Annotated in this window: 9 protein-coding genes and 1 tRNA gene; 6 read left to right on the top strand and 4 right to left on the bottom strand. The window is 61.9% G+C overall.

Going from position 1 to position 14248, the window contains the following annotated elements; translation table 11 throughout:
* Positions 1–398: 398 nt before the first annotated feature.
* From V3587_RS22880 to V3587_RS22870, 3 genes are all read left to right on the top strand, one after another.
* Positions 399–899: a P27 family phage terminase small subunit gene (locus tag V3587_RS22880; protein WP_257899208.1), complete on the top strand. Its 501-nt coding sequence runs from the start codon at positions 399–401 to the stop codon at positions 897–899.
* Positions 896–2110: an HK97 family phage prohead protease gene (locus V3587_RS22875; RefSeq protein WP_283377259.1), complete on the top strand. Its 1215-nt coding sequence runs from the start codon at positions 896–898 to the stop codon at positions 2108–2110. The genes V3587_RS22880 and V3587_RS22875 overlap by 4 nt, the downstream gene beginning before the upstream one ends.
* Before the next feature lie 248 nt (positions 2111–2358).
* Positions 2359–3597: a phage major capsid protein gene (locus tag V3587_RS22870; RefSeq protein WP_283377258.1), complete on the top strand. Its 1239-nt coding sequence runs from the start codon at positions 2359–2361 to the stop codon at positions 3595–3597.
* A 1852-nt stretch (positions 3598–5449) separates the two neighbouring features.
* Here the strand turns inward: V3587_RS22870 and V3587_RS22865 are convergent.
* Entirely contained in the window at positions 5450–6208 is a 759-nt protein-coding gene (locus tag V3587_RS22865; protein ID WP_161120685.1) for a hypothetical protein, read from the bottom strand.
* A 927-nt stretch (positions 6209–7135) separates the two neighbouring features.
* A tRNA-Arg gene (locus tag V3587_RS22860) sits at positions 7136–7208 on the bottom strand.
* 97 nt (positions 7209–7305) lie between these two features.
* Here V3587_RS22860 and V3587_RS22855 point away from each other — a divergent pair.
* Together V3587_RS22855 and ssb are read left to right on the top strand one after the other, a co-directional pair.
* Positions 7306–9441 carry a cytochrome c oxidase assembly protein gene (locus tag V3587_RS22855; RefSeq protein ID WP_283377257.1) on the top strand — a complete coding sequence of 712 codons (2136 nt, stop codon included), beginning with the start codon at positions 7306–7308 and terminating at the stop codon, positions 9439–9441.
* Between the two features lie 182 nt (positions 9442–9623).
* A complete protein-coding gene (ssb, locus tag V3587_RS22850; protein ID WP_054826994.1) occupies positions 9624–10037 on the top strand; it encodes a single-stranded DNA-binding protein in 414 nt (137 codons plus the stop codon).
* A 4-nt stretch (positions 10038–10041) separates the two neighbouring features.
* On the opposite strand, the gene V3587_RS22845 is transcribed toward ssb, so the two are convergent.
* Positions 10042–10500, bottom strand: coding sequence for a MarR family winged helix-turn-helix transcriptional regulator (locus tag V3587_RS22845; protein ID WP_003945320.1), 459 nt, complete (start codon positions 10498–10500; stop codon positions 10042–10044).
* Between the two features lie 106 nt (positions 10501–10606).
* On the opposite strand from V3587_RS22845, the gene V3587_RS22840 reads away from it, so the two are divergent.
* A complete protein-coding gene (locus V3587_RS22840) occupies positions 10607–12424 on the top strand; it encodes an ABC transporter ATP-binding protein (protein WP_007733348.1) in 1818 nt (605 codons plus the stop codon).
* Positions 12425–12542: 118 nt separating this feature from the next.
* On the opposite strand, the gene V3587_RS22835 is transcribed toward V3587_RS22840, so the two are convergent.
* The gene (locus V3587_RS22835) at positions 12543–14231 is read right to left on the bottom strand and encodes an FAD-dependent oxidoreductase (protein ID WP_161120684.1); all 1689 of its coding nucleotides are present in this window, start codon (positions 14229–14231) and stop codon (positions 12543–12545) included.
* Positions 14232–14248 lie beyond the last annotated feature (17 nt).

The following is a 14248-nucleotide window of genomic DNA, read 5'->3' as shown; positions in this document are numbered from 1 at the left end:
TGCCGCTATCGGGGCCATTCCCGCAACCGGTGGGGTGGGGGGTCATAATTTGGGGTTGGTACAAAGGATGACGACCCCCCTCCCTCCGACCGCATTCACGCGCTCAACCTGGCCGAACGGCTGTGAGCGTGGCTCTCAGAGCCGGGAATGGCCCCGTGAGGCGGGGTGCCCACCCCCTCGGGCCGGTGGCGGCGGCCTTATCAGGGCAATGGTGGTCGAGACCTCATTAGTAGGGCACCCTAACTGGGGCACCGAGTGCCACGAGTGCATGACTATGCACGGCCATGTATGGGGGAGGGTAGGGTGGTGGTTGCTTTCCCTTGAGAGTTCGGCCCTGCGCCGGGGCCGTGTTTGTGGAGACGCGGCCCCGGCGTTCCATTCCACGAGAGGTGTCACCGATGCCCGCACCGAAGCCCGCAAACCTCAAACTGATTAGCGGGCGTTCCCCTGGCCGAGATTCCGGCGGGCGCAAGGTGATTCAGTCCGGTGTCGAACGTGGAGTGCCCGACAAGCCCACCGACCTCACCGCCGAGGCGGCGCAGGAATGGGACCGCCTCGTGGACGGTAGTGGTATCAGAACGTGGCTCAAGCCCGCCGACCGCGCCGCACTGGTCAACCTGTGCGAAACGTGGTCGGAACTGGTGCGCCTCCGAAAGTATCTGCGTAAGAACGGTTTCAAGCAACGCACAACGGTGCGTGACGCCGCCGGGGCGACCACGACCAAGTACGTCGAGCGGCCCGAGGTCAAGCTCTACAAGGCGTTCCTCGTCGAGCATCGTCTACAGGCCACGGCCTTCGGTATCACGCCCACGAGTGAGACGGCAGCGGCGCGGGCCACGGCCTCCGATGTGCCACCCGGTGACGTGAACAACCCGTTTGCGGGCGGTGGTGCGCGATGAACGCCGCCGAACTCGACGCCCTGGTGGCGCGGTTCGACCCCCTCGGCCTCACCAAGGCCCCGCGCACCGGCCCCCGCGACCCCGATGCGTTCGACCTGCGGCTGTATTGGACCCTCGGTAAAGGGGCCGCGAAAGTGGCGTGGGGATTCAAGGGTGACCACGAACGGTGCACCATCGCGTTGGGTAAACACGTGGGGGAGGACAGAGCCAAGCGGATATGCGCGGCCTATCACATCGACCTGTTCGGTGAGGCCCCTCGTGAGTCCGTCGTGGCCGCGAAACCGGACCTACCCGCCGAGTGGGATTTCGACGCCGACTCACCCGAGGACGCAATGCCGCAGGAATCCGACGAGGCCCCGGCAAACGAGGAACCCACACCGCCGGAACCCGCCGACGAGGACGACACCGAGGATGAACCAGATGAACCCAAGCCCGACACCCGAACCCGCCGAGAACGTGAGCGAGACGCCCGCAGGGGACGAGGCCGCAACGGTCGAGGCAAGGCCGACGAGGTACCCGATCCTGCCGGTGTACGCCTCGGGGGACTACGCGGCGGTACACGAGCCGACGACGTACACGAGCGACCCGATAGCGGCGGCGCATTGGGACGAAAGGTTGTGGGGGAACTACCGATGAAACACAAGGGAATCACGGTCGGCAAGATCAAGGCAGGCGGTGACGACGGCCTCGGTGAGGGTGAATTCACCGCCTATGCCTCGGTGTTCGACGTACTCGACAGCTACGGCGACGTAGTGCAGCGGGGGGCGTTCACCAAGTCGATTGCGGCGTGGGCCAAGTCGGGCAACACGTTGCCGATCCTGTACGGCCACGACGCCAAGAACCCACACATGAACGTCGGCGGGGTGGTGTCGATGGTCGAGGACGAACGGGGCCTCAAGATTCACGGAAGGTTGGACCTCGACACGCCGACCGGTGACCAGGTGTACCGCCTCGTCAAGGGGCGGCGGCTATCGCAACTGTCGTTCGCCTACGACGAGGTGCGCACGCGCCCGGTTAAGGGCGACCCACGCCTTGGCAATTACAAGTCCCTGGAAGAACTGCACCTACACGAGGTGTCTCTCGTGCCGGTGGGGGCCAACCGTGAGACTTCGGTACTGGCGGTCAAGGCGGCACCCACGGGGCCGTCGGTCAAGGCGTGGGACGCCTATTTCACCGCCGCCCGGTTCGGGTCGGTACCTGCTCCCCTTTAGGGTAGCGTTACCCCGAGAGCCGTTGCCATGCAACGGCTCTCGGTCTGTATTGTCCTTTGTATGACGTCGAAACGGCCAGGCAACCGCCCCGCCGTCCGGGTCATCCTCGCCAACGAGTGTGGACGCCGGAAAGGCCAGCGGATTACCGCCCGCCGACCGGGAACACCCCGTCGTGAGGCTCACAGTATCCGTTGTGCACCAACGTGTTTCGTTGGCGCAGTGAGTCCCGCGAAAGGGGACCGATCCATATGAAAATCAAGGAACTACTCGACCTGGCGGCCAAGGCCGAGGCAGGCACACAGGGCCACGTCGACGAGGCCAAGGCCCGTCTGTTGACCCTCGGTAGCGATCTTGTGGCCGTGGCGCAGGATGAGGGCCGCGAACTCGACGACGAGGAACAGGCGGCACTCAAGGCGGCGGCGGGGGCTATCGACAAGCTCGACGCCAAGGCGGTGCAGATCAAGGCATCGGCGGCGGTCATGGCGCGGTTCTCGACCATGGTTCCGTCGGCCAAGGCGTCGGTCCTCGGCGGCGGTACGGGCGGCCATGGCGGCCCTACCCCGACCGGTGAGATTCCCGAGGGTTCCAGGCTGAACTTCCGCGCCAAGGCCGCCACCGTCGGTCTGGTGACCAAGATGGCAGACCCGAGTGGCAGCAAGGCCCTGGCATCGAGTGGTGACGTTCTCACCGGCACGCCGATCGACTCGGCGGTCTACGAACAGGGCAAGGTGTCGACCTCGGCACTGGCGATTCTGCCGGTCAAGAACCGCCCGCCGACGTACACGTACCTGCGCCAGACCAAGCGGGACAACAAGGCGGCCCCGGTTGCCCTCGGTGACCTCAAGCCGACGAGTGAGTACGGCATCACCAGTGTCGAGGGCAAGCTCGAAGTCATCGCGCACGTTGCCGAACCGACCCCCGAATACTGGCTCGAAGACTTGCAGAGTCTCGGTTCGTTCGTTCAAGACGAGATGATGTACGGCCTCGACCGCGCCGTCGAGGCGCAGGTGCTCAATGGCGACGGCGTTGGCCCGAACCTCACAGGATTGCTCAACACGTCGGGCGTGCAGTTGCAGGCGTTTTCTGCGGACGCCACCACGACCGTGCGTAAGGGTCTGACGAAGCTGGAAATGATCGGGTACGAGGGCGGGGGCATCATTCTGAACCCGCTGGATTGGGAAGCAATCGAATTGTCCCGCCGCCAGGACGGCACCCCGGACCTCGGTTCCTCGCTGCCGGTGGCCCGTGCGGCACAACTCCTGTGGGGCCTGCGCATTGCGGTGAGTACGGCGGTACCGGAGAAATCCGGCCTACTGTTCGACCTCGGGGCACTGGCGGTCACCACCGACGGCGCAGTACGTATGCAGTGGTCAAACAGCGTTGCCGACGACTTCGCCCGCAACCAGGTGCGCGCACGTAACGAGGGCCGTTTCGGTCTCGACGTGTACCAGCCGCAGGGCATCGTCAAGTTGGCCCTGGCCGCATAGTCCGTCAAACAACCACCGCCCCGGTCCTCACGTGAGGCCGGGGCGGTGGTGTCTGTGCTGGTGGTCTAGGGAACGATAAGGGAACGCTGCCCCTCGAAACGTACTCTGACCTGGTGCCCCCGGCAGGATTCGAACCTGCGGCCACACAACTAAGTGCACCACAGCACCGACAAGACACCTCTCGCGAACTGGCGGGCTGTGGTGCAGCGGGCGCCGCAATCTAGACCGATTTCGACCGTGCAGTGTGCCATGACTGGCGACATGTCGGAGAGTCGCGGTGACGCAAGATTCTCCTACGTGGGATTCTGTGCGAAATCCCCAACCAAATGGCTAGGGCCCGCGTCCGACGAAGGATATGGCTGAGGCTTACTCTTCACTCGGCGGTGCTCCGCGATGGACCAACACGCGAGCACTGCCGAGGTCGCGAAAAGGATTGGGCGGTTGTAGCCCCAGGGTGAAAATACTACATCCCAAAGGCCTTGTATCGACACGAGGATCACCAACGCGGCGTATTGCCCTCGCGCTCGGATGGCTGCAGCGGAAAATAGGAAGATTAGCAAGGCAGGGAATCCGGCGGCCAAGATTCCACCAGCGGCCCACGATTCGAAGAATACCGAATGCAGGGAGACGTGCCCCCCGTCTCGAATCCAGATCTTTCGGTACGAGTCGGGGTTTGCCATTCCGAGGTCTTTGGCGATTTGGACGCCCGACGCTTCGGTGGCGCGGTCAATCTTGTTCAGATTGCCCCACCCTATTAGCGGCTTCTCTGAGATGGCCGCGATTGAGAATGGGGGCTCGACCCGGCCTGCGAGAAAGGATGGCGCGTCGGAAACTTGTTCCTGAGCAATGGTCCGAGCCTGTACGTCAGCTCCGAAAGTGCCAGACGAAATAGCATTCGGCAGGAGCACCGCCAAAGCATAGATGCCGACTAGTGCGACCCCAATCTTAGCCCATCTGGGACGGCTTGATGGACCCTTCGCTATCAGCATGACCACAGAAATCAGGCAGACGAGTGCGTGGGACCGGAACCCTAGAGACATGCTGGTGACGCCCAGGGTTGCGAGCAGTACAACTGACACCCATGTTTTACCAGTCGACACGGCCATGTAAATCAGAATTATCGTCACGGGTGTGGCGATCCCATACTTCCACAAGTGTTCAAATGAGTCTGATGTATTGCTAGTGCCGATCAAGATGAAAAACAAGGCATGGCCAGCAGCGGTCCAAGCGATCAATTGCCCTGCATCTCGTTCGCCGGCCGTCAACTTAACCGCCGATGATGCGAACAGTGCCGCAGCGAGAAGCGATACGACCGCTGTCACGGGAAGCGGCACTCCTTGAAGGAAAGCGCTGACGGCGATCATAGATGCAGCCCCGATGGCCGCCCCAATGAGCGCCTTACTCCATCGGGGCCATCCATTCAGGGGCTTTATCGGAATCAGAAATATTCCAGGTACTGATGCTGCGCAGAACGCGGAGCGAAACCACGGCATAGGCACGGCGGCAAGCAATCCGAAAACTCGTCGGTAATTGTCATATGTCGTCGACTTGGTTCGTGGCACCCTTCCGAATGCCCATGGCATGACGCTCGCAGTGACTGCCGAAATGGCCGTTCCGATGAAGATGGCGAGGATCGCGGTGTCTACTGTTTCAGGTTCAAGCATCGACACGGTCCTGCGCAAGGTGAGCCATCGTTTCATTGTCCGGTAAACCGGTGTGTTGGCCTATGGATTTTGGTGCGCGGATTGTGCGACGAAAGTCCTGTCTTTCCTTGCGATGTCTCGATAGGGAAGCCCCCCAACCTCGCAATGAGGGTGGGGGGCTTTCGTCATCCGCAGTAGAACTGTTGCTGCTAGCTGCCGAAGATGTCGCCGAGTGAACCGAGTGAACCGGTGCCTGTCTCGGGCTTCGGATCCTTCTTGGCGAAGTTGGTGGTGCAGCCGTTGAACTTCACCGCGTCGACGAAGACGCTCGAGGCCGCCGAGCCGGTGCCGACGCTCACACCGTAGTGCTCGACCTTCGCGCCGGGGTTGGCTGCCACGATGGCATCGAGTGAGGTGGGCTCGCCCTTTACTGCACCGCCGATGGTACGGGTGCTCCACCAGAGTCCGTCCTGGATGTTCTCGTGCTTGACCGCAATGTCCGTGACAGGTGCGTCGTTCTGGCTCGGCACCCACACCAGAGTGGTGAAACCGTTGTCTTTCGGATTCGTGGTACCGGTCAAACGCAGCTGGAACGCGGCGCTGGTGGTTACGGCGCGCTCGGAGAACCCGATTTCCTTGGCAGCCGCGTCGGCGAGCTTGATGCTTCCAGCCGCGTGGTACGACACCGAGCGGTCGTTGACGTCGGTGACTTCGAGTTTGAGTGAGCCGTCCTTGTCGAAGACATTATCGGCCGCGTAGGAGGCGATCTGGTCCTTCTCGTCGGTGAACGGGATTCCCCAGCCGTTCGCGGTGGTTTCGGTAGACGTTGTGGAGCAGGTGAAGCCCGCTTCCGGCTCTGCGGAACCGAGTGAACCAGTGGGTGCTGCGCCCGCGAAAGCCGGTGCAATCAATGCAGCGGAGCCGACAAGTGCGGCAACGATTCCGGCGCGGCGGGTGGCTTTAGACATGCGTGATGAACCTCTCGGAGGGTAAAACGGGGGTGAAGGTCTGTAAAAATTAGCACAGACTGTTCGGTTTGTGAATGTTGAGGATGGGGAACGATTGCCCAAGGTTGTCCAAGGAAAAAGGCTGGCAAGTAACGTATTTCGGTTTCCCGCGCGAATTACGATCAAGGTTTGTGTGAATCGGCACTTGTGATTTCTCAGCGAGTGAGAACGAGCTGCCTTGTGGCTGCCCCTTGTAGTGGGGTCGCCTGCCGGGGTGGCCCCCGCGTGCACACCGGCAGGTCGGCGCACCTGAGCTGTCGGGAACACGTGCACCCAGGATGACCCACTGGGCGACCGGCCAGGTCGAGGCCGGTGGATCAATGCAGGGCGAAATGACGAATCGCGACGTGCGTTTGATCGGCCACCGCAGCGTCCGACTCAACGAAAGTAATTCGCGATCTACCGATTAGCGTGCGGATCGTACAGAGTTCCACCATTCGAACGAACGCTGCGCCCAAACTTCAGGGGAGGGTCGGGTGCCGCGCTTGACACCACGGGGGTTCCTGTTCGGCGCCCACGCGAGTACGACACTCTTGCGCCAGACGTGCTGGCGCCCGAGCTTGAATCTGAGAGGCCCATTACTGATGTGGGCCCAAATAGCCTGGTTCCCTTTGGAGTTCCGGGTGTGACAGAAGCATTGCAGGGCTTTCCAGAACTCGTCTTCCGTACCAATTCGCTCCGCCGCTGGACAGCAAGATTGTCGATGACAAGCCGGGATTCGGCGCCCAACTTATGGTGTATCCACTGGACTCACCTGAGAACCGCACAACAACACTTACTCAACACTTTGGCCGGGATTGAGTGGGATAACGCAGGAATGCCGCGTCGGTCATGGCTTCGTACGTGCAGGTGTAGAGGGTATTCGTTCCTGGGAAAACGATACAAAAGTGCCCCCGGCAGGATTCGAACCTGCGACCAAGAGATTAGAAGGCTCTTGCTCTATCCCCTGAGCTACGGAGGCGCGTGGAACATCATACTCGAGGGTTCGGGATGTGACGCGCGCCGCCCAACTCCGACGCGTTGTCGTAGTCGGTTCGCGAAGGTCCTACCCTTGAGGTATGGCTACACCCGACCTCGCGCCGACAGATTCCCCACCGGAGTCCACACAGCACAGCGGTGCACCCGCTTCTTCGACCGCGATATTCGTGGTCAGTGGACTCATCGCAGGGCTCACCGCAGCCATCGTGGTGGGATTCTCCGCGTCGCAGGCACTGACTCTTCTGGGTATCCCGGATCCAGGCCCGATCACCACGTACGGCCTGCCCGCGATGCGGGCACTGGGGGAGATCGCCGCGGTTATTGCGATCGGGTCACTGCTGCTGGCCGCGTTCTTCGTGCCGCCGCAGAAGTCGGGTGTCCTCGACGTCGACGGCTATCGGGCAGTCCGAACTGCATCGCACGCCGCGATCGTGTGGGCGATCTGTTCGTTCATGATGGTGCCTCTGACGCTCTCTGACACGTCGGGTCAGCCGTTTGCCGAAGCGATCAAACCGGCGAACCTGTGGTCGGGACTCGATCAGGTCGAGATCGCCGGCGCTTGGCGTTGGACGGCGATCATCGCGGTTGTTCTGGCGATCCTGGCCCGACTGACACTGCGCTGGTGGTGGACTCCGCTCCTGCTGCTGGTCGGTCTCCTCGGACTGATGCCGCTTGCTCTCACCGGTCACTCGTCTTCGGGCGGCTCGCATGACATCGCTACCAATAGTCTGATCCTGCACCTCGTGGCGGCTTCGCTCTGGGCCGGCGGGTTGTTCGCGCTACTGGCACACGCGCGCCGCGGCGGCGATTACACCGACGTAGCAGCCCGACGCTTTTCGACGGTCGCATCCATCTGCTTCGTCGTCATGGGATTCAGCGGCGTCATCAATGCGATTGTCCGTCTGCCTCTCGACGACGTATTCACCACGACGTATGGACGATTGATCGTCGCGAAAACCGTTGCACTGATCATCCTCGGGTTCTTCGGTTGGGCTCAGCGGAGTCGGGCGCTACCGGCGCTGGCGGAGAACCCCAAGAGTCGCTCTGCCCTGGTTCGATTTGCCGGCGCTGAAGGCATCGTGATGGCGGCAACCATCGGTCTCGCGATCGGCCTCGGTCGTACCCCGCCGCCCCCGCCGCTGTCGATTCCCTCGATCCCCGAGGTCGAACTCGGTTACAACCTTCCGGACCCGCCGTCGTTCATGGCCTTCGTGACGGACTGGCGATTCGACCTTATGTTCGGCACCGCCGCGATCGCCGCGGCGATTCTGTACGGAATCGGCCTGCGCAAGCTGGCCAAGCGTGGGGATTCCTGGCCTGTCGGCCGAACCATCGCCTGGATGAGCGGTTGTGCGGTGCTCTTGATCGCCACGTCTTCGGGCGTCGGCAAGTACGCGCCGGCAGTATTCAGCGTTCACATGGGTGCGCACATGGCGCTGTCGATGTTGGGCCCAGTCCTGCTGGTTCTGGGTGCGCCGATCACTTTGGCTCTGCGGGCCCTGGATCCGGCAGGCAAGGACGGCGTGCCCGGCATTCGCGAGTGGATTCTGACCGCTCTGCACAGCCCGTTCTCGCGATTCATCACCCACCCGATCGTGGCGGCAGTTCTCTTCGTCGGCGGTTTCTACGCGCTGTATCTCGGCGGAATCTACGGTGCGACGGTCGACTCGCACAGCGCTCACCTGCTGATGAACCTGCACTTCATCCTCAGCGGCTATCTCTTCTATTGGGTGGCGATCGGAATCGACCCGTCACCACGTCAATTGCAGCCAGTGACCAAGCTGGCAATGGTCTTCGGCTCACTTCCGTTCCACGCCTTCTTCGGCGTGGCATTGATGAGCACCACCGCCGTCATGGGCGGCGCGTACTTCCGTTCGCTCGGCCTCGGCTGGAACAACGACCTGATCGGCGATCAGCAGCTGGGCGGCAGCATCGCGTGGGCGACCGGCGAGATCCCGCTCATGGTGGTCATGCTCGCGCTACTGGTTCAGTGGTCGCGCAGCGATGGCAGGACAGCGCGCCGAACCGACCGTGCGGCCGAGCGCGACCACGACGCCGACCTCGCCGCGCACAACGCGATGTTCGCCGAATTGGCCAGGCGGGACCGCGAAGGGTGGAAACCCCGTGAGGCTGCTGACGCGGAGACCGCAAGCGAGGACTCTGCGGACGAGACACCCAGCGAGAAGAAATCCGACGAATCCTCCACTAGCACCTAGCTCCGACACTGCCCGGGCCGTTTGGCTCGGGCAGTGCTGTTTCTCCACAGCTGTTCCACCGATGCACAGGTGGAAATCGAAGATCCCGAGCCACGCGTTTGTCGTTCCACAATCGAAACTGCCGACGCAATGATCGGCCCCGCGGCAGTTGGCGGGTTCTGGAGTTCGAAGGGGGATCGGACATGTACGAAACGCATGCAACGGTTGTCGGAACCGTCATCACCAATCCGGTGAAGCGGCAGACCACCAGTGGCGAAGAGGTGCTGAGCTTCCGGATGGCGAGCAACACGCGTCGCAAAGACGCGGTGACCGGAGAGTGGACGGACGGAGCGACCCTCTATCTCACGGTCAGCTGCTGGCGGCGGTTGGTCACCGGCGTCGGCGCATCCATCATGAAGGGTGATCCGGTCATGGTGGCGGGGGAGTTGCGCACCAACGAGTACACGACCAAAGAGGGTGTGCCTCGTTCCGATCTCGAGCTACGGGCGACTGCGGTAGGCGCGGACCTTGCTCGTTGCATCTCGAAGATCGAGCGTCAGAGCAAGCCGACGTCGGCGGAGAATGTCGAGGACGCAATCGACACCGTCGCTGCGTGAGGACTCACACCGAAGGTTTCGGGCAGTCGCGGGGCCGCGAGTCGTGCCCCGCGTCCACTCGCTCGAGAAGTTCAGTGAGAGTTGCTCGCTCCGATTCGTCGAGGTCGTCGAACACATCCGAGGATTCGCGTCGTTGAGCTTTCGCGACGTCGGCAGCGAGGGTAGCGCCGGCGTCGGTGAGCTCGAGTAATACAGCTCGCCGATCGTTCGGATCGGGAGTGCGGCGCACCCATCCGGCCTCTTCGAGGGAATCCACGACGTCGGTCGCCGACCGCGGAACGATGCGCAATCGCTCGGCAAGAAACCCGAGTCGAACCGGCTCGCCCACTCGGGTCAGTACTCGCAGCGCTCGGCTTTGCGACGGCGAGAGACCGAATGGTTCCAGCGCTGCCACCTGACGTCGGCGGATGAGCCGTGCCACGGACATCACGACGTCGGTGAGTTCGCGCTCTCGGGAATGCATGGCGTCAGTCTAGCGTTGTTGGTGTCAGCCTCATAGTGAGGTAACCTCATCAATATGAAACTAGGGTGAGAAAGCCTCCAGGAGGTAGAACGTGAAACCAGATCACATGCGAAACATCGAACGATCCGCTGTCGAGATCACTCCGGCGGAATCCGTACCGGCAAAGCGCGTACTCGGACTGTTCGCGCCGTATCGAACTCAGATCGCCATCGTCACCGCGGTCATCACACTCAGCGCGATCGTGGCGCTGGGCAGCCCGCTGCTCCTACGCGAAATGCTCGACAAGGCGATCCCGGACAAGAATCTCGGACTCGTGAGCGTTCTGGCCATCGGCATGATCGCCATTGCCGTGATCACGAGCTGTCTCGGCGTGGCACAGACCTGGATGTCCAACAGCATCGGCCAGAAACTGATGCACCAACTGCGCGTGCGGGTCTACTCGCATCTGCAGAATCAGTCGCTCGGATTCTTCGCTCGAACCCGAACCGGAGAAGTTCAGTCGCGTATTGCCAACGACATCGGCGGTATGCAGTCGGTGGTCACCAACACGGCAACATCCATCGCGCAGAATGCAACGACCGTGGCAGCCACCATTGTTGCTCTGTTCCTTCTGGATTGGCGGCTTGCCATCTTCTCGCTGGCGATCTTGCCGGTGTTCATCCGTATCGCACGCAAGATCGGTGACGAGCGCCGCAAGATCTCTGGTAAGCGGCAGAAGCTACTCAGTGATCTGTCGGTCCAGGTGGAGGAATCTCTCTCCGTCAGTGGCATTCTCCTCGGCAAGACGACCGGCGCGAAGTCGGCTCTGACGGATCGATTCACCGAGCGTTCAGCGGAAGTCGCAGACGTCGAACTCCGAGCCATGATGGCCGGCAAGTGGCGCATGGCGACCATGTCGATCACCTTCGCAGCCATGCCTGCACTGGTCTACTGGTTTGCCGGTTTCACTCTCGATCACGGCAACACCATCACCGTCGGCACCCTCGTCGCATTCACCACGCTGCAAACACAATTGTTCCGCCCCACCATGATGCTGCTCAACACGGGCGTCGAGGTGCAGAGCTCGATGGCACTGTTCAGTCGCGTGTTCGAGTACCTGGATCTGCCGATCGACATCGCGGATCCGGAAGAGTCGAAGAGCTTCGACCGCACCAAGATGTCCGGCGAACTTCGGTTCGACCACGTCGACTTCTCGTATCCAGGAACCGACAGCAAGACCCTCGACAACATCGACCTCACGGTCCCGGCCGGCGGAACCTTGGCGCTTGTCGGCTCCACGGGTTCGGGCAAGACCACTCTCGGATACTTGGCCGCACGTCTGTACGACCCGACTGCGGGATCGGTGAGAATCGACGACGTCGATCTGCGGGACCTCGATCTGGCGACGGTCTCCGACCTGGTAGGTGTGGTGTCGCAGGAGACGTATCTCTTCCACACGACGATTCGTGAGAACCTTCGGTTCGCGAAACCCGACGCCACGGACGCCGAGATCGAGCAGGCAGCGCGCATCGCGCAGATCCACGAGTTCATTTCCGGTCTCGACGACGGGTACGACACCATGGTCGGCGAGCGCGGCTACCGATTCTCCGGCGGTGAGAAACAGCGCATAGCGATCGCGCGCACAGTCCTGCGGAATCCGCCGATCCTCGTCCTCGACGAGGCGACGAGCGCCTTGGACAATCGCACTGAACGTGCGTTGCAGGACGCGCTCGACGAGCTGATGGTCGGACGCACCACTCTTGTTGTGGCGCACCGACTCTCCACGGTTCGAGATGCGGATCTCATCGCGGTCCTCGACCAGGGCGTGGTTGTGGAAAAGGGCACCCACGACGAACTGGTGAAGCAAGGCGGGCGGTACGCGCAGCTGCTTGCGGCTTCGGGTAGCGACGCGGTCGAACTGCCTGCGGAATTGCAGACTGTGTGACAGTGCATCCATCGCGTTGGCGAGTCACCGAGCACCGACCAGAGGTGGCATGGATGTTCGTCCAGGCCACCTCCGCGTGGTTGTACGTCGTGCCGACGGGAACGGGAACGACTCCGATCTATCGCGGGTCCTGTCGGCGGTCAGCTGCGTGGCGCGCCGCGATGTATCCGAAAACCATCGCCGGCCCGATGGTCGCGCCTGCCCCGGCGTAGTCGTTGCCCATGACCGCGGACGAGGTGTTGCCCGTCGCGTAGAGACCTGCAATCGGTTCACCGGAACTGTGCATGACCTGTGCATGTTTGTTGTAGACGAGCCCGCCTTTCGTTCCCAGATCGCCGGTTCGTAGTCGAATCGCGTAGTACGGACCTTCGTCGATCATGTCCATCGAGGGGACTGGCAATGTCGGGTCCCCGTAGTAGTTGTCGTACGCACTTTTTCCACGCTCGAAGTCTTCGTCTACACCGTTGTGCGCAAACCTGTTGTATCGATGCACAGTGAGAGCTAATTGTTTCTTCGGAAGTCCGAGGCGGCCGGCCAACTCGTCGAGCGTGTCGCCGGTGTAGAGGAGTTCGTTGTCGAACCAGGATTTCGGGAACTTCTGCCCCGGCATGATCGCTCCGATCTGATAGCGATTTTTGGCCTTCGCGTCGAAGATGAACCACGCTGGGTCGTGACTCCCGGCAATCTGGTTGTGGACGAATGTCACGTAGGGAGCGGATTCATTGGTGAACCGAACTCCGTTCTGGTTCACGATGATCGATCGGGGAACCGACCGTTCGGAGACCAATCCGTGCATGATCCCGTCAGGTCTCTTGAACGAGGGCATCCACCAGGCGTCATCCATCAGGTCAACTGAGGCACCGATTTGTTGTCCCGCGCGGATGCCGTCTCCAGTGTTGTCGACTGAACCGAGGCTGTAGTTGGCGCTGGCGTTTTCCGGGAGATATTGCCGACGCATCTCGTCGCTCTGTTCGAAACCGCCGCAGGCGAGCAGTACGCCTTTGGAAGCTCGGATTCTGACAGTGCGGCCGTTGCGCTCGGCCACCACACCCACCACGCAATCATCGTCGTCGGTGATCAGCGATTCCATCGCAGTGTTCAGCCAAAGCGGAACGCCGGCTTGTTTGATCGCCAGGCGCAGACGGCCGACCAGGGCCTGCCCGAGTGTCTCCATGTGCCTTCTGGTCAGAACACTCTTCGCTGCACGCCACCCGGTTGCCAGCGCGGCACGTCGCCCTGCCCAGGTACGCATGACCATGTTCAGTTTCACGAACTCTTTGGATGTGATGTACAGACCGGCGGGAGTCGGAAGTGCGCCGGGGCGCAGACCGGACTCGTCGGTGCCGAGCATTTTCAGGTCGAAAGGAAGCGGTTCGATGGTACGTCCACGTGGGCGACCGCCCGGCTTCTCCGGGTGATAGTCCGAATAGCCCGTACACCATTGGAATCGCATGAGCGGGCTGGTCTTCTCGAGGAACTCGAACACGCGTGGACCTTCGTCGACGAACGCGTCGATGTTGTCCTCGGGAACTCCATCACCAACGACAGCTCGCATGTACGCCCGGACGTCGTCACGGCTGTCCGAGAGCCCTTCACGGATGAGAGTTGGATTGTTGGGCACCCAGATGTTGCCGCCCGACAGTGCGGTGGTGCCGCCATAAACGTCTGCTTTTTCGATGACGAGGGTGTTCAGACCATTGGCGGCGGCTGCCAACGCCGCGGTCAACCCACCGGCACCGCTGCCGACAACGAGGAAGTCCACTTCGTGATCGAAGGACACTTCCCTTGATTTTGACGCGCGAGGCATTTGCCTCTCCTATTCAA

The organism is Rhodococcus sp. IEGM 1306 (assembly GCF_036541985.1).
Lineage (GTDB): Bacteria > Actinomycetota > Actinomycetes > Mycobacteriales > Mycobacteriaceae > Rhodococcus_F > Rhodococcus_F qingshengii.
The sequence above is the reverse complement of the archived record's forward strand: the minus strand, read 5'-3'. Positions and strand labels throughout refer to the sequence as shown.